At 47.8% G+C, this 20,316-nt stretch carries 17 protein-coding genes; 14 read left to right on the top strand and 3 right to left on the bottom strand.

Going from position 1 to position 20,316, the window contains the following annotated elements; all coding sequences use genetic code 11:
* Window positions 1–27: 27 nt before the first annotated feature.
* From AB4111_RS12310 to AB4111_RS12285, 6 genes are all read left to right on the top strand, one after another.
* Entirely contained in the window at window positions 28–1,305 is a 1,278-nt protein-coding gene (locus tag AB4111_RS12310) for an XdhC family protein (RefSeq protein WP_442031852.1), read from the top strand.
* A complete protein-coding gene (locus AB4111_RS12305) occupies window positions 1,271–1,936 on the top strand; it encodes a nucleotidyltransferase family protein (RefSeq protein ID WP_442031851.1) in 666 nt (221 codons plus the stop codon). The genes AB4111_RS12310 and AB4111_RS12305 overlap by 35 nt, the downstream gene beginning before the upstream one ends.
* Window positions 1,937–2,208: 272 nt before the next feature.
* Window positions 2,209–3,123 carry an FAD binding domain-containing protein gene (locus AB4111_RS12300; protein WP_442031850.1) on the top strand — a complete coding sequence of 305 codons (915 nt, stop codon included), beginning with the start codon at window positions 2,209–2,211 and terminating at the stop codon, window positions 3,121–3,123.
* Between the two features lie 32 nt (window positions 3,124–3,155).
* Complete coding sequence (locus AB4111_RS12295) at window positions 3,156–5,594, top strand: molybdopterin cofactor-binding domain-containing protein (RefSeq protein ID WP_442031849.1); 2,439 nt, start codon at window positions 3,156–3,158, stop codon at window positions 5,592–5,594.
* Window positions 5,591–6,109, top strand: coding sequence for a (2Fe-2S)-binding protein (locus AB4111_RS12290; protein ID WP_442031848.1), 519 nt, complete (start codon window positions 5,591–5,593; stop codon window positions 6,107–6,109). The genes AB4111_RS12295 and AB4111_RS12290 overlap by 4 nt, the downstream gene beginning before the upstream one ends.
* A 373-nt stretch (window positions 6,110–6,482) precedes the next feature.
* Complete coding sequence (locus AB4111_RS12285) at window positions 6,483–9,062, top strand: glycosyl hydrolase (RefSeq protein ID WP_442031847.1); 2,580 nt, start codon at window positions 6,483–6,485, stop codon at window positions 9,060–9,062.
* A 134-nt stretch (window positions 9,063–9,196) separates the two neighbouring features.
* On the opposite strand, the gene AB4111_RS12280 is transcribed toward AB4111_RS12285, so the two are convergent.
* Entirely contained in the window at window positions 9,197–9,787 is a 591-nt protein-coding gene (locus AB4111_RS12280) for a YczE/YyaS/YitT family protein (RefSeq protein ID WP_442031846.1), read from the bottom strand.
* A 122-nt stretch (window positions 9,788–9,909) separates the two neighbouring features.
* On the opposite strand from AB4111_RS12280, the gene AB4111_RS12275 reads away from it, so the two are divergent.
* From AB4111_RS12275 to AB4111_RS12250, 6 genes are all read left to right on the top strand, one after another.
* A complete protein-coding gene (locus tag AB4111_RS12275) occupies window positions 9,910–10,428 on the top strand; it encodes a GNAT family N-acetyltransferase (protein ID WP_442031845.1) in 519 nt (172 codons plus the stop codon).
* A 693-nt stretch (window positions 10,429–11,121) separates the two neighbouring features.
* Window positions 11,122–12,204 (top strand): class II fructose-bisphosphatase, encoded by a 1,083-nt coding sequence (gene glpX / locus AB4111_RS12270; protein ID WP_253436915.1) that lies wholly within the window; start codon window positions 11,122–11,124, stop codon window positions 12,202–12,204.
* Between the two features lie 280 nt (window positions 12,205–12,484).
* Window positions 12,485–13,534 carry a LacI family DNA-binding transcriptional regulator gene (locus AB4111_RS12265; protein ID WP_442031844.1) on the top strand — a complete coding sequence of 350 codons (1,050 nt, stop codon included), beginning with the start codon at window positions 12,485–12,487 and terminating at the stop codon, window positions 13,532–13,534.
* Window positions 13,535–13,588: 54 nt separating this feature from the next.
* Window positions 13,589–14,761, top strand: coding sequence for a Gfo/Idh/MocA family protein (locus tag AB4111_RS12260; protein ID WP_442031843.1), 1,173 nt, complete (start codon window positions 13,589–13,591; stop codon window positions 14,759–14,761).
* A 75-nt stretch (window positions 14,762–14,836) separates the two neighbouring features.
* Window positions 14,837–15,562, top strand: a complete 726-nt coding sequence (locus tag AB4111_RS12255; protein WP_253436905.1) for a ThuA domain-containing protein — start codon at window positions 14,837–14,839, stop codon at window positions 15,560–15,562.
* 96 nt (window positions 15,563–15,658) lie between these two features.
* Window positions 15,659–16,765 (top strand): Gfo/Idh/MocA family protein, encoded by a 1,107-nt coding sequence (locus tag AB4111_RS12250; protein WP_442031842.1) that lies wholly within the window; start codon window positions 15,659–15,661, stop codon window positions 16,763–16,765.
* 168 nt (window positions 16,766–16,933) lie between these two features.
* Here AB4111_RS12250 and AB4111_RS12245 read toward each other — a convergent pair whose 3' ends face one another.
* Both AB4111_RS12245 and AB4111_RS12240 read right to left on the bottom strand, forming a co-directional pair.
* Window positions 16,934–17,752: an SPL family radical SAM protein gene (locus AB4111_RS12245; protein ID WP_442031841.1), complete on the bottom strand. Its 819-nt coding sequence runs from the start codon at window positions 17,750–17,752 to the stop codon at window positions 16,934–16,936.
* Window positions 17,749–18,333, bottom strand: a complete 585-nt coding sequence (locus AB4111_RS12240; RefSeq protein WP_442031840.1) for a bifunctional transcriptional activator/DNA repair enzyme AdaA — start codon at window positions 18,331–18,333, stop codon at window positions 17,749–17,751. Before AB4111_RS12240 ends, AB4111_RS12245 begins: the two co-directional genes overlap by 4 nt.
* 190 nt (window positions 18,334–18,523) lie before the next feature.
* Between AB4111_RS12240 and AB4111_RS12235 the strand changes: the two genes are divergently transcribed.
* Together AB4111_RS12235 and AB4111_RS12230 are read left to right on the top strand one after the other, a co-directional pair.
* Window positions 18,524–19,504 carry a Gfo/Idh/MocA family protein gene (locus AB4111_RS12235; protein ID WP_442031839.1) on the top strand — a complete coding sequence of 327 codons (981 nt, stop codon included), beginning with the start codon at window positions 18,524–18,526 and terminating at the stop codon, window positions 19,502–19,504.
* A gap of 30 nt (window positions 19,505–19,534) precedes the next feature.
* Window positions 19,535–20,296, top strand: a complete 762-nt coding sequence (locus tag AB4111_RS12230; protein WP_442031838.1) for an SAM-dependent methyltransferase — start codon at window positions 19,535–19,537, stop codon at window positions 20,294–20,296.
* The last annotated feature ends 20 nt before the right edge of the window (window positions 20,297–20,316 follow it).

The following is a 20,316-nucleotide window of genomic DNA, read 5'->3' as shown; positions in this document are numbered from 1 at the left end:
TGCAATTCAGAAAGGATGGAGACCGATATGGAAATGCATGATCTGTGTACAATCGCAGCCCGTGAAATGCGCTGCTTGCTCGCAACAGCGATCAAGGTAGAGGGTCATGCTTACCGTAAGCAGGGAGTCTCTATGCTGTTGACCGAGGAAGGCCAAATGTATGGCAGTATCAGTCCGGGATGCCTGGAGAGTGATCTTCAGGCCCGGGTGAGCCATGTGCTGGATACGAAGCAGATGGAGTTCGTGGAGTACGACATGCGTCCCGAGGATGATCTGTCCTGGGGGGAGACAATTGGCTGCGGCGGACTCGTTGTTGTGCTGCTTGAACCTGTGTGTGGTGAACTCCGATCTACGTTGCAGAAGATGCATGAGTGTTTGCAATCCGGCGCTGCAACAGCGTTAACCCGAACGTTCCAAGATGATTACACAAGGGTTCAATATGAATGGAAACGGATTGGGACTACGGAAAAAGGGCACCAGCCAGTCTTGCGTCCTTCGCTCGTCCCCCCTCATGATCGTGTGGCATATTATAATCTAACTTCATTGCAGGTTGATGTACAACACAGCAGTGGGAATATCAAGCATGAACATACGGCATTAACACAACATTCTCGCGATATACCTCGCCTTACGCTTGTGCCTGAAAGGGTACCTGCTACGTCAAACGGATCTCACTCTACCACTCCGTCCGGTGATTCACAACATATCTCTGAGGCTGATATACCGACTAACGATGCGATTTCAACGAATCCCTGGGATCTCCCGCAGCAACTTACTTCGCAGTACACACCCAAACCTCGCCTGATTATCATCGGAGCCGGAAATGATGTTATTCCTGTTGCCAGACTCGCCCGGTCCGCAGGATTCCGTGTAGTGGTAGCCGATTGGCGAGAGTCCTTATCCACTTCGGAACGATTCCCTGAAACCGAACTCGTACTGGGTTTCCCATGTGAGATCATGCCTCTGTTAAAGGTAACCAAAGGGGATTATTTGATATTGATGAGTCACAATTTCCCCCGCGAACGTGAACTGTTGGAGATGTTAGTGGACTGTGAGTATGCGTATCTTGGGATCATGGGTTCCAAAACACGAACAGCCCGTCTGCTGGATGGTTTACCACCGTTGAAATATGTACATTCTCCCGTTGGTTTGAGCATCGGGGCGGACGGTCCCGAACAGATCGCCATCAGCATTGCAGCGGAATTGATCGCATGTAAACATAAGGTTTCTTCCTTGAGTTCCGAGGTGGGGCAGAAGGGAAGCGTTGCACATGCGAATGACGGGCATAGTTCTGGCAGCAGGTAAGAGTTGTCGCCTTGGTCGGGATAAACTCTCGGTTGTCATGCCAGACGGGAGGTCACTGGCTGCATGGTCACTGGAAGCTGCGCTGAATTCGGAGCTGGATCAAGTGGTCTGTGTGGTCAAACCGGAAGATTCGTTGGCATGGCTGCCTGTAAAATGGATTGATTCTGCCACTTATGCCTATCATCCCACAGCGAGACTTCGAATTGTTGTCTGTGCAGACTATGCTTTTGGTATGGCGAATTCTCTTCATTCTGGCGTGTTGTCGGCCATGGAGTACAAACCGGAGGGCATTCTCATGTTGCTGGGTGATCAGCCTCTATTAAAAGCGAAGGATATTAATCGGGTGACTACAGCACTGGCGACTCACAAATTGTGTGACTATGTGGCAGCTACCGACGGTGAGGGTGGCAAGCCGCCCGTTGCTTTTCGCTCCCATATGTTCGGACCTCTGTTGTCTCTGCATGGAGATGAGGGGGCACGCAAGATTATGCGCAGCGCTAACTATTCAGGCGTGCATGTACCACTGTCTGAGACTAGTTTCTGGGACGCGGATACAGAACCGGAATTGGAACGCATTTTGAATCATGTATATGAATCGGGGCAGGCAGACTATATAACAGGAGAAGATTAATGACTATGTATAATTTAATTACATGATGAGGTCAGCCAGGCAGTCTGGTTGGCCTGTTTGTCTTTTTTTCACGTGTGGTGAAAGAAACTTCATGTTAGCTTTTGATAGATCATAATGCATCAAGCACAAATAGAACACAGGTTTTATACATTTATCCAAAACGATGTGAAGGTAATTGACGTTGCTGCTTAACTCTCATATGATTTGAAGAATTATCTGGATCAGACGGTTGAATGTCCTGCCCATGGAAGAGAGAGAAAGGGGATGCGGCGATGGTAACACCGGCATACGGTTCTGGAGCATTGCCATCGGTATGGCAGCCTGAGAACCTGCAAGAACTCCAAACGTTAAGAAGTAGACTCAAGGGGATATGTTGTTTCACGGCAGGCGGAACATTGCTGCGAACCCAGTGGGAAGGAGGCTTGATTCCTGCACCTGAACACATGATAAGCCTGGCTCGTGTTCCTGAAATGAGAGGGATATCTAATCGTGGAGATGAGATCGTCATTGGCGCAATGACCCGATTAAAGGAATGTGCTTCACAAGGGTTGCTGTATCAACTGCCGATCCTGCAAGAAGCGGTGAATGGAATTGCTGCCCCTTCCATTCGTAATGTGGCAACCATTGGCGGGAATATTGTGTCCGGAGTAGGGGATACACTGACTGCTTTGCTTGTATATGATGCGGAGCTGCACTGGTTGACGGATAGCGGAATTGAAATCCGCAGTGTGTCTTCCTGGCTTCAGGGTGGACCGGATGGCAGGCGTAATCCAGGGGACGTATTAATCTCGATTCATATCCCGATGAGACCGTCCTCTCTGCTTGATGTGGACAGAGGGCACAAGCCTGCTGCACGAGAAGTTTCCTTTTACCGCAAGTTGGGTCGACGGGAGACGTTCAGTGCATCGCTGGTGACGGTTGCGTTATACGGTGAAATTGATTCGGATCATCGCTGGACTAAGATTGCGATTGCTGCAGGCGGGGGCTCAGGCATGGCAATGAGACTTCTGGAGTCAGAACAACAGCTTCTTAACAGCGAAGCTTCTGTCATGCAAGCGGCGACTCTTACAACAGCTGTGACTGACGAATTTACGACTTATGGCGATGCATTTGCAACGGAACATTATCGTAAACAGACCGCAGGCAACCTGCTTGGTGCCGGGCTATGGGAGGCACTTCACGTATAGATAAAAGGGATCAAGCAAAGGGGGAGAGGATTATGCTGCTGAATCGGAAACAGAGCGGGAAACGCTGGCACCTGCGGCCAGATGGGGCACCCAAAGTAACAGGTCAGCTTCAATATCTGACGGATATGACGCTACCTGACATGATTCATGGCAGAGTATTGCGAAGCGAATATCCGTATGCTCGCATATTGTCTATAGATACTTCGGAAGCTGAGGCGTTGGAAGGTGTCTATGCGGTTCTGACCTCCAAAGATGTGCCTGGTCTGAATCGTTTTGGCATAGCAACCCCGGATCAGCCCGTGTTCTGCGAGGATATTGTCCGTTATGTTGGGGATGCCATTGCAGCGGTTGCTGCGGATTCCCCGGAACGTGCGGCACTTGCGCTGGATGCGATTCGCGTAGAGTATGAGGAATTCACTCCGCTGAATAGCACAGACGCTGCATTGGCTCCCGGCGCACCAGAGCTGCATGAGCATGGTCCAGGTAATGTGCTGCATCGGACGGAGATCAAACGTGGAGACGCCGAGCAAGCTTTTGCCACGTGTGATCATATCGTGACAGAGACGTATTATACGCCTCGCCAGATGCATGCGTACATGGAGACAGAAGGTGGCCTGTTTGTCCCGGATGAAGAGGGAAGGTTGAATGTATACGCTGCAACGCAACATGGTTATAAAGACCGGATGCAGCTTGCGCGCATTATTGGCTGTCCCGAAGAAGATATCCGGGTAGTGTCTTCACCGATTGGGGGTTCATTTGGCGGAAAAGATGAACTCAACGTACAGCCTTATGGTGCTTTGCTGGCCTTGAGATGCGGACGTCCTGTGAAAATGCATAATTCACGTAAAGAATCCGTGCGTGCAGGGTTGAAACGGCATCCAATGAAGATTGAGATGCAAACGGGTATGACTCAAGAAGGTATCATACAAGCGCATCGTGTCCGCATTACAGCAGATACGGGAGCGTATGCCACCCTGGGTGCACCGGTGCTGAACTTCTGTACCGAACATTGCCTTGGACCCTACGCCATTCCGAATGTGGATGTGGAAGGTGTGTCTGTGTATACGAATAATGGATTGTCGGGTGAGTTTCGCGGATTTGGCGGGAACCAGGCGATTTTTGCCATGGAAGGCCAGATGGATCGGCTTGCAGAAATCATGAACATGGACCCTTGGGAGTTCCGCAGACGCAATATGAGGGAAAAGAATGATCCCGGACCGCTGAATCAACGCATTCTGGTCACGGATGGACTGTCCCAAGTATGGGAGGCATTGGATCGCTCCGAACTGTGGCAAAAACATCAGCATGCCCCGACAGATCCTACTTTGCCGCCATGGATCAAGCGTGGTGTCGGAGCAGCAATTGCCATGCATGGTGCAGGGCTCGGTTATGGCATTCCAGATCCTGCGGGCGGTCGCTTGTCCCTGAATAATGAAGGCAAGATTGAGGTGGCATTCAGCTACGAGGAATTCGGTCAGGGGCTCGTTGCAACGCTGGAAATTATGTTATGTGATCTATTCCAATGCAGTACATCGGATCTCAGTATCATCATTGGAGATACGGATCGTGTGCCTCACAGCGGATCAAGTACAGCTTCACGTTCAACAACGATGGCCTGGATGGCCCTTCAACGTTTACAGACTCCTTTTCGTTCCCGTGCTCTCGCTGTTGCATCTGAGTTATCGGGCATTCCGGTGGATGAACTGGCAACAGGACCTGGGGGGATATGGCGCAAAGGCCAGCTTTCTGCCGAAACTTCAGAAGTAGAAACAGATGTGCAAAGGACAGGAAAGAGCGAGCACGAGGAAATGCCAGGGCTGAATGTAGCAGTTCAAGATGCTGAACTTGAAAGTGTATCTGATCCCATAGCGAAAGCAGGAATGCGTTCAGGCTTCGTGATCCCGTATGCTGAACTCGCGACGCAGGGCGAAGCCGATGAATGGATTTTTGATACAAAGTTTGATTATCCAACTACGCCGGACAATGTGGTAGGCGGGCATTATTTGTATACGTATGCGGCGGTTGCGGCAGAGGTGGAAGTAAATACTCTGACCGGAGAAACCAAGCTGCTCGATACACGCCATGTTGTAGCGGCAGGTCCAGTTATCAACCCTATGGGCTATATCGGACAGATTGAAGGCGGCAGTGTCATGGCGCTGGGATTCACGTTGACCGAGGATGCGGTCATGCAGGACAGCCGTTATGTAACCACTAACCTTGACACGTATATGATCCCAACCATTCAGGATATTCATACCAATCTGGAGGTTGAAGCTATTGAAGACTTACCCGAAGGGGATGCGTTTGGACCGAGGGGGATCGGTGAGATTGGTTCCGTAGCGCTTGCGCCAGCCATTACTGCCGCAATACATCAGGCGACAGGCGTATGGGTTAACCGTCTTCCTGTACCGAGGGAACAACTGGTCAGACCTTTAAATGTACCTTTGCAGGAAGGAGTGAGTCCATCATGAATAAGCCACTTGAGAATCACTGGACAGCCGTTGTGAATGGTGAACATAAACATCTGGAGATTGCGCAAACGACCCGACTTGTCGATGTGCTTCGGACTCATTTGCAACTGACGGGTACCAAAGTATCCTGCGAAGTTGGTCGCTGCGGCTCATGTATGGTTCTAATGGATGGAGAGCCCGTGAATTCCTGTCTTGTCATGGCTTATCAATGTGAAGGCAGTGACATTATGACCATTGAAGGTCTGCATGGCGAGGAGAAAGGCACCCTGCATCCGATTCAACAAGCTTTTGTGGAGGAAGGTGGCTTTCAGTGTGGCTACTGTACTCCCGGTATGGTGATCTCAACCAAGGCATTACTGGATGCACATCCTGAGCCTTCTCAAGAACAGATTGAAACGGGGTTGTGCGGGAATCTGTGTCGTTGTACCGGCTATGGTGGCATTATTCGGGCGGTACGCAAGGCAGGGGAACGCTGTGCGATAAAGGAGACGTCTGCCGAGGAAACCGTTAGTTGAGTTGGTGCGCAGGACGTAGGACGTAGGCATAAGAACAAGAACAAGGAGAATTGAAGAACCATTCTTTAAGCATTCGATCCAGGAATGCTTTTTTTGTTTTTTAGGTTTTCTGCCAAGTAAAATCATATAACGGGAGATGAGGTTTAGGCCCGATTCTGGTTAGATAATGAATCGTTTTCGATTTTTATCAATTTGGGTTGAATGAAGAAAAAATAACACTCAAAGTACTGGTACAAAAGAATTTCAAACATTTACTTTCACCATATATTTACAAATATTGGTACGCGTGCTATGTTTAAAATGAAAGCGCCATCATGAATGGGTTCATTGACATTTCATTATCATATTTCACTTGGGAAGGAAGATGGAATTGATGAAAAATTTGCTCAAAAAGGCAACCGCAATGATGCTGGCATTGATCTTACTGCTTGGATTAGTGACAGCGCCCGTTCATGCAGTCCCCCCACTTTTCACCATCGAAAGCGAAAATGCGCAGCTTACCCCAGATCTTCAAGTGGTCACTTCAATCTATGGACAACCCAAGCCCGGATTCTCAGGGGACGGATTTGTCTGGATGCAGAACTCTGGCACATTAACCTTCACAGTTACTGTCCCGGAAACCGGCATGTACGCAATCTCCACACGATATATGCAGGAGCTCAGTGCTGATGGAAGGTCACAAAATTTAAATGTAAACGGCGTTACGAAAGGTGCGTACATGCTGCCTTACACGACAACATGGTCAGACTTCGATTTTGGCTTTCACAAGCTGAATCAGGGTGCCAACACGATTGAGCTGAAGGCTGGCTGGGGCTTCGCGTATTTTGATACTTTTACAGTGGATTATGCTGATCTGGGTCCCCTGAATGTGCAGCCAGTTCTCACTGATCCTGAAGCTACACCGGAAACTCAAATTTTGATGAATTATTTAACGGAGGTATACGGAAACAACATTATTTCTGGTCAGCAAGAGATCTATGGAGGAGGGAATGACGGAGATTCAGAGCTTGAATTCGAATGGATTCATGATCTGACCGGAAAGTACCCGGCTATTCGTGGCTTTGATATGATGAATTACAATCCGTTGTATGGTTGGGAGGACGGTACAACCGATCGCATGATTGATTGGGTGAATAACCGTGAAGGCATTGCAACAGCTTCCTGGCATATCAATGTACCTCGAAATTTCAATACGTATGAGCTCGGGGACTTTGTTGATTGGAAAGAAGCAACGTATAAGCCAACCGAAACGAATTTTAATACTGCAAATGCGGTAATTCCCGGTACCAAAGAGTATCAATACGTGATGATGACCATCGAGGATCTGGCAGAACAATTGCTGATTTTGCAGGACAACAACGTGCCGGTTCTGTTCCGTCCGTATCATGAAGCAGAAGGCAACGGCGGACTGAACGGGGAAGGAGCTTGGTTCTGGTGGGCTTCAGCAGGCGCACACGTATACAAACAGCTGTGGAATCTGCTCTATACCGAACTGACCGAGACGTATGGCTTGCACAATCTGATCTGGACCTACAACAGCTATGTATATAGTACTTCTCCGGCTTGGTATCCGGGTGATGATCAGGTGGATCTCGTCGGATACGACAAATACAATACGATCTACAACCGTTATGACGGTTTGTCGGGCGTGCCCAATGAGGATGCGATTACCTCGATTTTCTATAAGCTTGTTGAGTTGACGGGCGGTACAAAAATGGTAGCGATGACGGAGAACGACACGATTCCAAGCGTAAAAAATCTGACAGAGGAGAAATCAGGATGGCTGTACTTCTGTCCTTGGTATGGCGAACATCTGATGAGTTCTGCATTTAATTACCCGGCAACACTGAAAACGCTTTATCAAAGTGATTATGTCATTACGTTGGATGAGCTGCCGAATTTAAAGGTTAACAATCCTAACCCCAGCGCATCCATTACACCTGCAAACGTCGAATTTGACAAATATGCACCCAATCAAGCCGACAAAGCCGTAACGGTGAATGCAAATGGTAATACGCTGACCGCTCTTCGGGCAGGCAACCATGTGTTGACCGTAAATACGGACTATACCCTGAGCGGAAGCACGCTGCTGCTGAAAAAAGCTTATCTGGCGACACTGCCAGTTGGCGAGCATTCGATTGTTCTGGATTTTAATCAGGGTCAGGACCCTGTGTTGAAAGTCAAAATCGTGGATTCAACACCGAGTACCGATGCTGCGATTTCACCTGTGAATGCAACATTCGATAAAGCGACGAATTCCGCGCAAGATATGAATGTATCTCTCACCTTGAATGGCCGTCAACTTACAAGCATCACGAAGGGGAATGTGACTCTTGTATCGGGTCAGCATTATACAGCATCCAGCGCTGCTGTTGTGCTGAACAAATCCTATCTTGCCACGCTGCCGCTGGGCCAAAACGTATTGACCTTTCACTTCAATGGAGGAAATAACGCTGTGCTTACAGTGAACGTAGTAGACAGCACAGTTACTATACCTGCCGGAGATTTGACGATTCAAGCTTTTAACGGCAATACAAGTGCATCTACGAACGGAATATCACCCAAATTCAAATTGGTCAACTCTGGTGATTCGGCAATTCCGTTGAGTGAGGTCAAACTTCGGTATTACTATACGATTGACGGGGAAGAAGCTCAGAGTTTCTGGTCCGACTGGGCCAGTATGGGCAGCGCGAATGTAACGAGCAATTTCGTTAAATTGGCGACGCCAGTTGCCGGGGCGGATTATTATCTTGAAGTGGGCTTTACAAGTGCAGCGGGAACATTGAATGCAGGTCAGAGCGCAGAGGTTCAAGCTCGCTTCTCCAAAAACAATTGGACGAATTACACCCAGACTAATGATTACTCGTTTAAGGCATCTGGCAGTCAGTTTGCAAACCATGATAAGGTTACCGGGTATGTGAATGGTCAGCTGGTATGGGGACTTGAGCCGTAAGCAAGAGAGAACAGTTGAGGGGCTGGATCAGGGGTTGAACCTCTGATCCAGCTTTTTATGATGTAGATGGTGTACATCCGCTAGACGGAATGTTCTTTTTTACGATCAGTACGTGACGATGTATGCATATCTGTTCATATGCGATCTATTATCTTTTTCGTATGGCCCATGATGAACTGAAGAAGCAGACCTGCGCAACATACAGTTAATAATGTACCAAGCCCGATTGGTCCACCAAACAGGAATGCTAGCATCAAAAATACAAAGTAAATCAATGTTCTCGATACAAATAAGGGGGTTCGCGTGATTTCGTGCAGAATTAATGTTAAGCGGTCAATTGGAATGGGTGCGAAATTGGTCTGTAAATAGATGGCCGTGCCGATACTTATGATCACTAATCCAATGACAAATGTCATTAGTTTGCTGTACCAAACTTCGGGCGTGATTAAAGATTCAGATACATATAGCCATATATCGATCCCCACACCAGTAATGAATGCGGTGACGAGCCCCAAAAACTCGGGTTTTTGCTGCTTCAAAAGCGAATTGCATCCAATTAATAGGAAAGCGATGATGACCTCCCAGCTTCCTACACTTAGCCCTACGTTGTGGGACAGCCCTACAAGAAGTGCATCAAACGGTGAGGTACCGAGTTCAGATTGGATGGTAAGGGAGATACCAAGCGTTAAGATTAGAATACCTGCGACAAAAAGCACATATTTCAATTCATTCAACCTCTTCTATAATATTATGTTGCAAATACAACAAAAATGAGATAAATTCAATGTAACCCTTTTTTATTACATTTGCAACAAATAATTAACATGTTAAAGGAATGTGAATATAGATGACGATTCGTATAGAGTTATGTACCATTGAACATGTATGTGAATTACAGGAGATCAGTTATGAGACGTTTAATGAAACGTTTGAAGCGCAAAATTCACCCGAAAATATGAATGCTTATCTGGAAAAGGCGTTTAATCGGGAGCAATTAGAGACTGAACTATCCAATGCGGAATCACAATTTCTTTTTGTTTATGTCAACAATAAAATTGCAGGGTACATGAAGGTAAATATCAATGATGCGCAGTCTGAGAAGATGGGCGCGGAGTCCCTTGAGATTGAGCGGATATACATCAGGAAAGAGTTCCAAAAACATGGCCTTGGTAAAGTATTGCTCCATAAAGCCATAGAGATGGCAACAGAACATCACAAAACGAGTATCTGGTTAGGGGTATGGGAGAAAAACGAAAATGCCATCGCCTTTTATGAAAAGATGGGGTTTGTCCAGACAGGAGCCCATGCTTTTTGCATGGGAGATGAGGAACAGATTGATTTGATAATGACCAAAACGATACTGTAACTGGTTCATTGAGGGGAAAGCTTGGGAGAAAAAATGCTAATTAAGCAGATTTCTTTCGGGCTTTTTTATGTTTTACCAGAACCGTTGAATAATAAAAGGTAGAAATGAATGAGAAACGTTTCATAATAAATATTATGTAAACTTATTATTTTCGATGACCATCATAAGCTGTATCTATGGCTTTAGTAAAAGTTAAAGTCCTGATTAATACATAATTGGCAGTCTTGTTTAGTTCAATATCCCTCAAGGGAGCAGGCTGGTCTCAAGGTATGTTATTACAATGTATTAGTTTATTTCTGCGTTTGGACAGCCAGTTGAAAATCGTTTTCGTTTGTCGTCTAATAGATCGTGTTACATTCTTAATAATCACTATATTAGTTGTATATATACCATGTTAAAAGAACTTTTTGCGCATGAAAAGGGCGTGCTAATTCATCATGTTAAACTATTTGGGTTTAGACGCGGAAAATGGAAAATGAAATTAATATTTCAAGTGAGAAATCAGGTGGATTGGACTCTTCGACGAGCCAAAATAAGGGTCGAAATCAATCAAAATATTAATTGGATAAATAAGGGATAAATCGTCCAAAAGGCGCTGCTGCGCCGATTACAGATCAATTTCATATGGATTTGCGATGGATTTAGTACCGCTTTCAAGTTATGCTTTTGGAAATTGGAAAGGAAGTGGGAAAAATGGAACGCGAACTGGCGTTGGAAATTGTCAGAGTAACAGAATTGGCTGCGTTAGCTTCAGCACCCTGGATGGGACGAGGCGACAAGAACAGTGCAGATGAAGCGGCTACTTTGGCCATGCGCGCCATGTTCGATTCCGTGTCCATTCGCGGCACGGTGGTAATCGGTGAAGGAGAAATGGATGAAGCACCCATGTTGTACATCGGCGAGGAAGTGGGCAACGCTGAGGGGCCTGAGGTTGACGTGGCTGTAGACCCGCTCGAAGGTACAGAAATCGTGGCCAAAGGACTAAACAACGCTCTATCGGTTATTGCAGTGGCGGGAAAAGGTAACCTGCTCCACGCACCGGACATGTACATGGAGAAATTGGCGGTAGGGCCTGCCCTTGTAGGCAAGGTCAGCATTGAAGACCCGGTTGAAGTCACACTGGAGAAAGCCGCTGCCGCATTGAACAAAAACATCTCGGATCTGACGGTGATGATTCTGGATCGTGTGCGACATGAGAGCACAATCAAGACACTCCGCAAGGTCGGCGTGCGGATTAAGTTCCTCAGTGACGGTGATGTTGCGGGTGCAATGGCACCGGCTTTCCCGGAGGCAGGCATTGATCTGTATGTCGGTTCTGGAGGAGCACCAGAAGGTGTGCTGGCTGCCGCAGCGCTGTCTTGCCTTGGGGGCGAGATCCAAGGTCGCCTGATGCCTGCCAACGCCGACGAATTCCAGCGCTGCCTGCAGATGGGGATTGATAATCCATACAAAGTGTTAACGATGCAGGATATGATCGGTACGGAGGACGTCATTTTTGCCGCAACGGGTGTGACGCCTGGGGAGATCCTAGGAGGGGTAAGGTATCTTGCCGATGATCGCGCCGAGACGGATTCGATTGTCATGCGTGCCAAAACCAAAACAATTCGATTCATTCGTTCCCAACACTTCCTGCCTAACAAAGAAGTGCTGCACAAAGTAAGACAGCTCCAATCCACGCCGGAACCATCGGACCGCATTCCGAATCATGTGAAAACAATGGAGCAGGCTGAGTTTAGTCAATCCTCCGTTGATCATGGCGTTACAACCACGTTGTGAGCTGGACTCTCCATTCATTGATCAAATAGGATCAACTGAAATCGTTGTACTGAGTTTGATAAGTACCTTGAACCCTTAAGGTTAGCGGCTGTATGGAGTTAATGAAAGTATCATCTCTGGCAAGACAATAATGAGGGCTTGGATGAACCTAAGCCCTCATTATTTTTTGTTTGAAAGCATTGACAACGGTTACATGGCATGAGAAAATGTACGCGCGTACATAAATATCGATTTTTAATTATTACACCATTAATAGGTGAGCTAGAAAGGGTTGAAATTCATGGCATCTCGTAAAGAAGTGGCTGATCTTGCGGGTGTTTCCGAGGCGACGGTCTCTCGGGTGCTTAATGGGGTAGGTCCTATTAAAGAAGAGACACGCCGCAAGGTTCTTGAAGCTTCCGAACAGTTAGGCTATGTGCCCAGTGCTCTTGCTCGCAGTTTTGCCAGAAGTAAAAGCGGGAACCTTGGCGTAGTATTACCTTATGTTCCGAAAGCGCATCTGTTCTCGGCGTATTTTTTCTCGGAAATGCTGAGTGGGATTGGAAGCAAAGCCAGAGACAATGGCATGGATCTGCTGGTTATGTTCCGGACACCCGGTGAAGTGATGAATTATACGGATCTGTTCCGGCGTCAGAAAGTGGACGCCTGCATTATCCTTGGTGCTAGAGATGATCATGAAGAACTGGCGGCCATGCAGCAGCTTCACCAGGAAGGACACCCGTTCTGTGTCATGAATCAGCATTTTGAGGGCCAATTGTTCACGGAAGTGGATGCGGATCATGTGGAAGGAAGCAGGCTTGCCATACGTCATCTTACGGATCAGGGGTATCGCAAAATCGCTTTTCTCAATGGTCCAGACAGCTATTCCAACAGCCAGGAGCGAATGGAAGGTGTCCGTCTTGGCCTGCAAGAAGCAGGTATGGAACTGGACCCGAGTCTATTGCTTGAGGGGAATTATAGTAGACGAAGCGGCATTGAGGCGGCAGCGATTGTAGCAGATCGGCTACATGAGATTGATGCTGTATTTGCGGCCAATGACCGGATGGCAATTGGTGTGATGCATGGTTTGCGTGAGCGGGGAATAGGACCTGCGGATTTTCCGGCATTTGTGGGTTATGACGACTCCGATGCCGCCGAGATGGCGGTTCCGCCACTGAGCAGCGTCAGGGTTCCATTTTTCGAGATGGGTGAACTTGCAGCATCGAAGGTTATGCATGGGTCTGTGGGTGAGACGCATCAAGTGAATAACCCTGTTCCAGCGGTAACCGAATCAGCGAGAGCGTTGTTGCCTACCGAACTGATCATCCGTGCTTCTTCTATCCGTCAATAGTTTATTGGTACACATATTGAAAGACTTTTTATTATTCCAAAGGAGGAAATGACCATGTCAAATCGTCTTCGTGTCGGAATGGTTGGATACAAGTTTATGGGGAAGGCCCACAGTAATGCCTATCGCAGTCTGCCAATGTTTTTCCCTTCTGCTCCGCTGCAGCCTGAGATGTCTGTGATCTGTGGACGTAACGAGCAGGGAGTGCAGGAGGCGGCGAATCAGTTCGGCTGGTCCGAAAGTGTAACCGATTGGCGTGAACTGGTGAAGCGGGATGATATCGATCTGATTGATATTAACGCGCCAAGTGATGCTCACAAGGAAATTGCGTTGGAAGCAGCCCGTCAGGGCAAGCACCTGTTTTGTGAAAAGCCACTTGCTCTGTCCCTCGCGGATTCGCGTGAGATGCTTCAGGCAGCAAAGGATGCCGGAGTCGCCCATATGGTGGGGTTCAACTATCGTTTCTCACCAGCGGTGCAATTAGCGAAGGATCTGGTGGAGAGCGGACGACTGGGCAAAATCTATCATTTCCGTGCGTTTTTCCTTCAGGACTGGATCATGGACCCTTCGTTCCCGCTGGTGTGGCGTTTGCAAAAAGAAGTGGCTGGCTCCGGTTCCCATGGGGATCTTGGCGCGCATTTAATTGACCTGGCTCGTTTCCTCGTTGGTGAATTCCAGGAAGTTATCGGTATGAGCGAGACATTTATCAAAGAACGACCACTTGCAGCCGAGATGACCGGGCTGAGCGCAAAGGGCAGTTCGAATGCGGATGCACCGAAAGGAGAAGTGACCGTCGACGACGCGACGCTGTTCCTGGCACGATTCGCAGGAGGTGCGCTGGGTAGCTTCGAGGCTACACGTTTTGCAGCGGGCCATCGCAGTACGAACTCGTTTGAGATTAATGGCAGTCTCGGCAGTGTACGGTTTGATTTTGAGCGGATGAACGAACTGGAAGTATATTTTACAAAGGATGAAGAGGACGTACAGGGATTCCGCCGTGTACTGGCAACCGATCCTGCACATAAGTATTCCGAAGCCTGGTGGCCTGCCGGACATACAATTGGATTCGAGCACACGTTCACGCATGAAATGCTGGAGTTGGTAACTGCAATCTCTGAAGGACGACAACCATCACCGAGCTTCCACGATGGGGTCGCCTGTCAGGCTGTTCTGGAAGCGGTAGAACGTTCGGTGACGGAGCGACGCTGGGTGACACTTGAAGAGATGTAAGTGAGCAAGCAAGGCGGAGGAAGTCAGGATTAGCGTTGAGCACAACTAAACTAGTTGAAAGCGAGTGGATAAACGATGAGTAAAGCACTGATTGTATGGGGCGGCTGGGATGGTCATGAACCGGAGCAGGTAGCAGCGATTTTTGAGCGTATATTGAAGGAAGAGCAGTTTGAGGTTGAAGTCTCCAATACGTTGGAGTCTTATGCAGATGCAGAGAAGCTGATGGGTCTGGATTTGATCGTACCCTTGTGGACAATGGGACAGATTGAGCAGGAACTGGTCAATAACGTATCAGCGGCTGTTCAGAGCGGTGTGGGCTTGGCCGGTCTTCATGGCGGGATGTGTGATGCCTTCCGAAATAACGTAGACTGGCAGTTTATGACGGGGGGACAATGGGTTGCTCATCCAGGTAACGATGGTGTGGAGTATATGGTGAACATGAAGCGTGGCTCTAGCCCGTTACTGGATCATATTGAAGATTTTCAGGTAAAAAGCGAACAGTACTACCTGCACGTAGACCCGGCAGTGGAAGTACTGGCCACAACTCGGTTCCCAGTGGTGACTGGTCCGCATGCAGCGAATGGACCCGTAGATATGCCTGTTGTCTGGACGAAACGATGGGGTGCAGGACGGGTATTTTACAACTCACTGGGACACCACGCAGACATTGTAGACATGAAACCTGTGACAGAAATGATGCGCAGTGGTTTCAAATGGACAGCAGCAGGCAAAGAGCTTGCCAAGAGTCGAGTAAGTGCAGCAACCGAAGTGTATACAGGTATGGCGGACAACCAGAACTAATGAGATTGTAGTTTGAACGTAAACGTAACTTCAGTGTCAACGATTCATCCTCAAAGGATAAACCATTTCTGATCCACGGCGAAGGGAGCCCCAGGCATGAAAACAATGAAAGTAGGCATTATTGGCTGCGGTAAAATCAGCGGTATTTATATGGAAAACTGTCACCGGTTCGAGGTGCTGGAACTTGTTGCTGTTGCGGATCTTGATCGGAAACGTGCAGAGGAGCAGGCTGCAGCCTATAACGTGCCAAACGTATACAGCGTGGATGAAATCTTGGCTGATCCCGAGATTGAGCTGATCATCAACCTGACGATTCCTTCCGTTCATGCGGATGTATGCTTGCGGGCCCTCGAATCAGGCAAACATGTCTATGTGGAAAAACCGCTTGCAGTTACCCGTGAGGAAGGTCAGGCTGTGCTCGAAACAGCGAAGCGTAAAGGACTGCTCGTGGGCTGCGCACCGGAGACGTTCTTTGGATCAGGCATCCAGACTTCACTTCAATTGGTGGAGGAAGGAGTGATCGGCAAGCCGGTGGCGGCGACCGCATTTATGATGAGCCGTGGTCATGAACACTGGCACCCAGATCCGGAGTTTTATTACGCATCAGGCGGTGGGCCAATGTTTGACATGGGTCCGTACTACCTCACGGCATTGGTTCAACTGATGGGACCGATCAAGTCCATTGCGGGCATGACAGGTAAAGCCATGGAAGAACGGACGATTACGAGTGAGAAAAAGAGAGGCCAAGTGGTTCCCGTCGAAATTCCAACTCACGTTACGGGTCTGTTGCAGTTTGAACAGGGTGCCATTGGCACGCTGATTACGAGCTTTGACGTATTTGGCGGAAGTGCACTGCCACCGATTGAGATATATGGCACGCACGGCACATTGCAGGTACCTGATCCCAACACCTTCGGCGGTCCGGTTCGTTACCGCTTGCTGGGTGAACAGGAATGGACGGAAGTTCCGCTTCTCCCGGGGTACCAGGAAAATACTCGCGGCATTGGTGTGGCAGATATGGCCTATGCAGCTCATAGCGGACGTGCACATCGGGCGAGTGGGGAACTGGCATACCATGTTCTTGAGGCCATGTGGGCATTCCACGATTCATCAGACGAACAGACTTTCTACCAGATGAAAAGCTCGTGTCATCGCCCTGCTGCATTGCCAGTGGATCTTCCATTATACACATTGGATAAGTAAGATAACTATTATGGCTTATATCATGGCGAACAGCCCCTTTCCTTCGAACACGGAAAGGGGCTGTTTTTATTAAATTTAAGGAAAAATTGGAGATAACAGCGATCGGAAGGTTGTTTTGTCATCGGAGTATCCAGTGTAAATATTCTTTGGTACAACCTATATAGTCATTTATGGCTCAAATCCCGCCTGACTGATCCAGATTTCATCCTCGGAAAAAAAGTCTTTCATCCGTTGAACAACAGTCTGATACGCATCTGGATGATACCAGTGCTCCATCCCCACTTGCTGGTAGAGCGACTCCATGCCGAGTCGCCGGGTGCGCTTGCCCTCACTGCCATCGCCCATGAAATAATCGTCAATGCATACACGCTGAACCAGAGGTCTCAAGATGGCTGCAAACTGTTCACTGCTGGGTAATACGGGAGCGATCGCAACTTGTGTTGGTATTCCGGCATCCCGCAACTGTTCCAATGCACGTAATCGGCCTGCAATCGGGGGAGCGGAAGGACTGAAATGTTTGCGCATATCGTCCAGATCTGTCTCCACAGTCATACTGACCCGAACCCGGTCACCTAACTGCAGTAGCAGATCTATATCCCGGGTAACGAGGGGACTGCGGGTTTGGACCAATACAAAATCGGGCGGATACTGTACCATCGTTTCAAGCAATGAACGCGTGATACACTCCTTGTACTCAGCGGGTTGATACGGGTCTGTACTGGATGACATGAACAGCGTGACTTTGCCTTTCGCCAGGGCACGCTGCAATTCTTTGGCGAACACTCGGGAGGCCTCCTGTTTCACATCAACCCAGCTCCCCCAATCCTCTTTGCGAAATAAAGAAACTGGCATCTGTCTGACATAACAATAGGAACAACCGAAGGCACAGCCTGTGTAAGGATTCAACGTATGTGTATATCCATTAAGGAAGCCTGTCCCTTTGTTCAGTAACGTTTTGGGTACTTTGTAAGAAAGGTTGGTTTTCATGAGTTGTCATACCTTTCGCGATAGTGTGCAGGTGTAAGACCTGTGTGTTTGCGAAATACAGTAATGAAATAAGCTGAGTTAGGTATACCGACATGGCGTCCAATATCCGTGACAGTAAGTCTGGTATGTTCAAGCAACTTTCGGGCTTCGGTGATTCGTTTTTCCTGAATATATTGAACCGGTGTGCGGCCTGTAATCCGCTTGAACACACGATGCAGATGATAAGGACTGCCATGACTTACGGTGGCAAGGACATCCAAGGTTAGAGGTTCGGCGTAATGATGTTCAATGTAATCGGTGATCCCATATATCCACTCCTGATCAGGTACCCGCTCGCCTGTAGGTTTGCAACGTTTGCAGGGTCTGAACTCTCGTGCCAACGCTTCTTCAACACGTTGAAATATCAGTACATTTTCAGCTTTGGGTGCTCTGGACTTACAAGAAGGGCGGCAGAAAATACCCGTTGTCTGCACACCGTAAAAGAACGTTCCATCATAAGAATTATCGTTGTGGATGATGGCATGCCAGTATTTTTCATCTATCGATTTGGGCAGTATGCGATCTTGATCCGGACTTTCCATGGTGCTCACCTCATCTCTAATTATACCCCTGATTCCAAGGAATTGACGAAGTTTCAACTTAAAAAGCAAGATATCAATATCTGGGATACCGTACCTTCCTTCAATCTGAATGAAATATAAGCTACAATATACAAGATGGTAAGCAGTTTATATCTCAAATGAAATTTATAGATGAAAGAGGTAGGTAGGCATGGTTCGTTTTGGCGTAGTGGGTACCAACTGGATTACAGAAAGGCTTCTTGAAGCCGCAGCACAGGTTGAAGGATTCAAATTAACCGCCGTGTATTCAAGAACTGAAGAAAAGGCTAATGCATTTGCAGATAAATATGATGTTGAACACCGCTTCACCGATCTGGAAGAGTTGGCGGCAAGTGATGTGATTGATGCAGTCTACATCGCGACACCGAATACGGTTCATGCGGAGCAGGCTGAACTTTTCCTGAGCAACGGTAAGCATGTATTGTGCGAGAAACCTCTGGCTGCGAATAGTGCCGAAGTTCGGAGTATAATCGATACAGCACGAGAACATCAGGTTCTGCTCATGGAAGCGATGAAATCTACCCTTGTTCCCCAGTTCAAAATGGTACAGGAAAACCTGCATAAAATCGGTCCTGTCCGCAAATACGTAGCAGGATACTCTCAGTATTCTTCGCGTTACGACAAGTACAAAGAAGGGATTGTCCTGAACGCGTTCAAGCCTGAACTTGCTAATGGAGCGTTAATGGATCTCGGTGTATATTGTCTCTATCCGTTGATTACATTGTTTGGTGCACCTAACCGTGTTCAGTCCCAAGCGATGATGCTGGAATCTGGCGTGGATGGACAGGGCAGCGTGCTACTGGATTATGATGGGATGGATGCGATCGTTACATACTCCAAAATCTCCAACTCTCATCTACCAAGCGAGATTATGGGGGAACTGGGCAGCATCATCATTGACAAGATCGGTTCACCAGAACATGCAGAGATACGATACAATGACGGTACGGTTGAGCAACTCACAGTCGAACAAAACCATCCGGCGATGTATTATGAAGTGGAGGAGTTCGTGAATCTGGTTCAGGAAGGCAAAAAGGAATCCGACATGAACACGTATGAACGTTCTTATGTTACGATGCAGGTCATGGATCAGATTCGGAAGCAGATCGGGCTTGTGTTCCCTAACGATTGATTCCAAAACAGGAAAGGTAGCTGAGACGAGATGAGCAGAGATGAGCAGAGCAACAATAGAGATGATCAGAGGAACAGCAGAGAAGATAACCGTGTTAATGATTCTGGTGGTTTGGAACTGTCACAGATTGTTTTCATAGGAAGAACCTTCGAGGAATATATGAAGATGTTCAACTTAACGGTAGAGGAGATTACTGGCAAGTCGATTCTGGATTGTCCCGGCGGAGCATGTTCGTTCAGCAGTCAGGCGCGCAAGTTGGGTGCAGACCCTATAGCGGTAGATATTGCCTACGAATACGGGATCGACGAGCTTGAAGTAAAGGGATATCAGGATATTGAGCATACGATGAAACAGATGGAACCCGTGCAAAACATATATGTGTGGGATCAATTTGGATCAATCCAGGGGTTAACGGAAGAGCGAACTCGTGCCATCACAGATTGCATCGCAGATATGAGAATGTTCCCTGACCGTTACGTAGCATCGGTGCTCCCAGATCTTCCTTTTGCCGATGAACAATTCGATCTGACGTTATCTGCCCATTTCCTGTTTACGTATGCGGATCGATTGCATGTTGATTTTCATGTTGCAACCGTAATGGAGCTGCTGCGTGTGAGCAAACGAGAGGTTCGCATTTTTCCAACAGTGGATCTGTCTGGCGAACGTTACAAGCACATGGATGAATTAAAATTAATACTCGAACAGCGTGGATACGCCGTTTCCGAAGAACTAACTTCATATGAGTTTCAAAGGAATGCTCACACCATGCTTCACATTGTTAAACATAATTGAACATGATAGGAGGTTTTTCG

It is taken from the genome of Paenibacillus sp. 2KB_22 (assembly GCF_052115745.1).
Classification (GTDB): domain Bacteria; phylum Bacillota; class Bacilli; order Paenibacillales; family Paenibacillaceae; genus Paenibacillus.
The sequence above is the reverse complement of the archived record's forward strand: the minus strand, read 5'-3'. Positions and strand labels throughout refer to the sequence as shown.

Coding starts and splice junctions, on each gene's coding strand:
- AB4111_RS12310 (WP_442031852.1), top strand. CDS start 28: ATGGAAATGCATGATCTGTGTACAATCGCAGCCCGTGAAATGCGCTGC.
- AB4111_RS12305 (WP_442031851.1), top strand. CDS start 1,271: ATGCGAATGACGGGCATAGTTCTGGCAGCAGGTAAGAGTTGTCGCCTT.
- AB4111_RS12300 (WP_442031850.1), top strand. CDS start 2,209: ATGGTAACACCGGCATACGGTTCTGGAGCATTGCCATCGGTATGGCAG.
- AB4111_RS12295 (WP_442031849.1), top strand. CDS start 3,156: ATGCTGCTGAATCGGAAACAGAGCGGGAAACGCTGGCACCTGCGGCCA.
- AB4111_RS12290 (WP_442031848.1), top strand. CDS start 5,591: ATGAATAAGCCACTTGAGAATCACTGGACAGCCGTTGTGAATGGTGAA.
- AB4111_RS12285 (WP_442031847.1), top strand. CDS start 6,483: ATGAAAAATTTGCTCAAAAAGGCAACCGCAATGATGCTGGCATTGATC.
- AB4111_RS12275 (WP_442031845.1), top strand. CDS start 9,910: ATGACGATTCGTATAGAGTTATGTACCATTGAACATGTATGTGAATTA.
- glpX (WP_253436915.1), top strand. CDS start 11,122: ATGGAACGCGAACTGGCGTTGGAAATTGTCAGAGTAACAGAATTGGCT.
- AB4111_RS12265 (WP_442031844.1), top strand. CDS start 12,485: ATGGCATCTCGTAAAGAAGTGGCTGATCTTGCGGGTGTTTCCGAGGCG.
- AB4111_RS12260 (WP_442031843.1), top strand. CDS start 13,589: ATGTCAAATCGTCTTCGTGTCGGAATGGTTGGATACAAGTTTATGGGG.
- AB4111_RS12255 (WP_253436905.1), top strand. CDS start 14,837: ATGAGTAAAGCACTGATTGTATGGGGCGGCTGGGATGGTCATGAACCG.
- AB4111_RS12250 (WP_442031842.1), top strand. CDS start 15,659: ATGAAAACAATGAAAGTAGGCATTATTGGCTGCGGTAAAATCAGCGGT.
- AB4111_RS12245 (WP_442031841.1), bottom strand. CDS start 17,752: ATGAAAACCAACCTTTCTTACAAAGTACCCAAAACGTTACTGAACAAA.
- AB4111_RS12240 (WP_442031840.1), bottom strand. CDS start 18,333: ATGGAAAGTCCGGATCAAGATCGCATACTGCCCAAATCGATAGATGAA.
- AB4111_RS12235 (WP_442031839.1), top strand. CDS start 18,524: ATGGTTCGTTTTGGCGTAGTGGGTACCAACTGGATTACAGAAAGGCTT.
- AB4111_RS12230 (WP_442031838.1), top strand. CDS start 19,535: ATGAGCAGAGATGAGCAGAGCAACAATAGAGATGATCAGAGGAACAGC.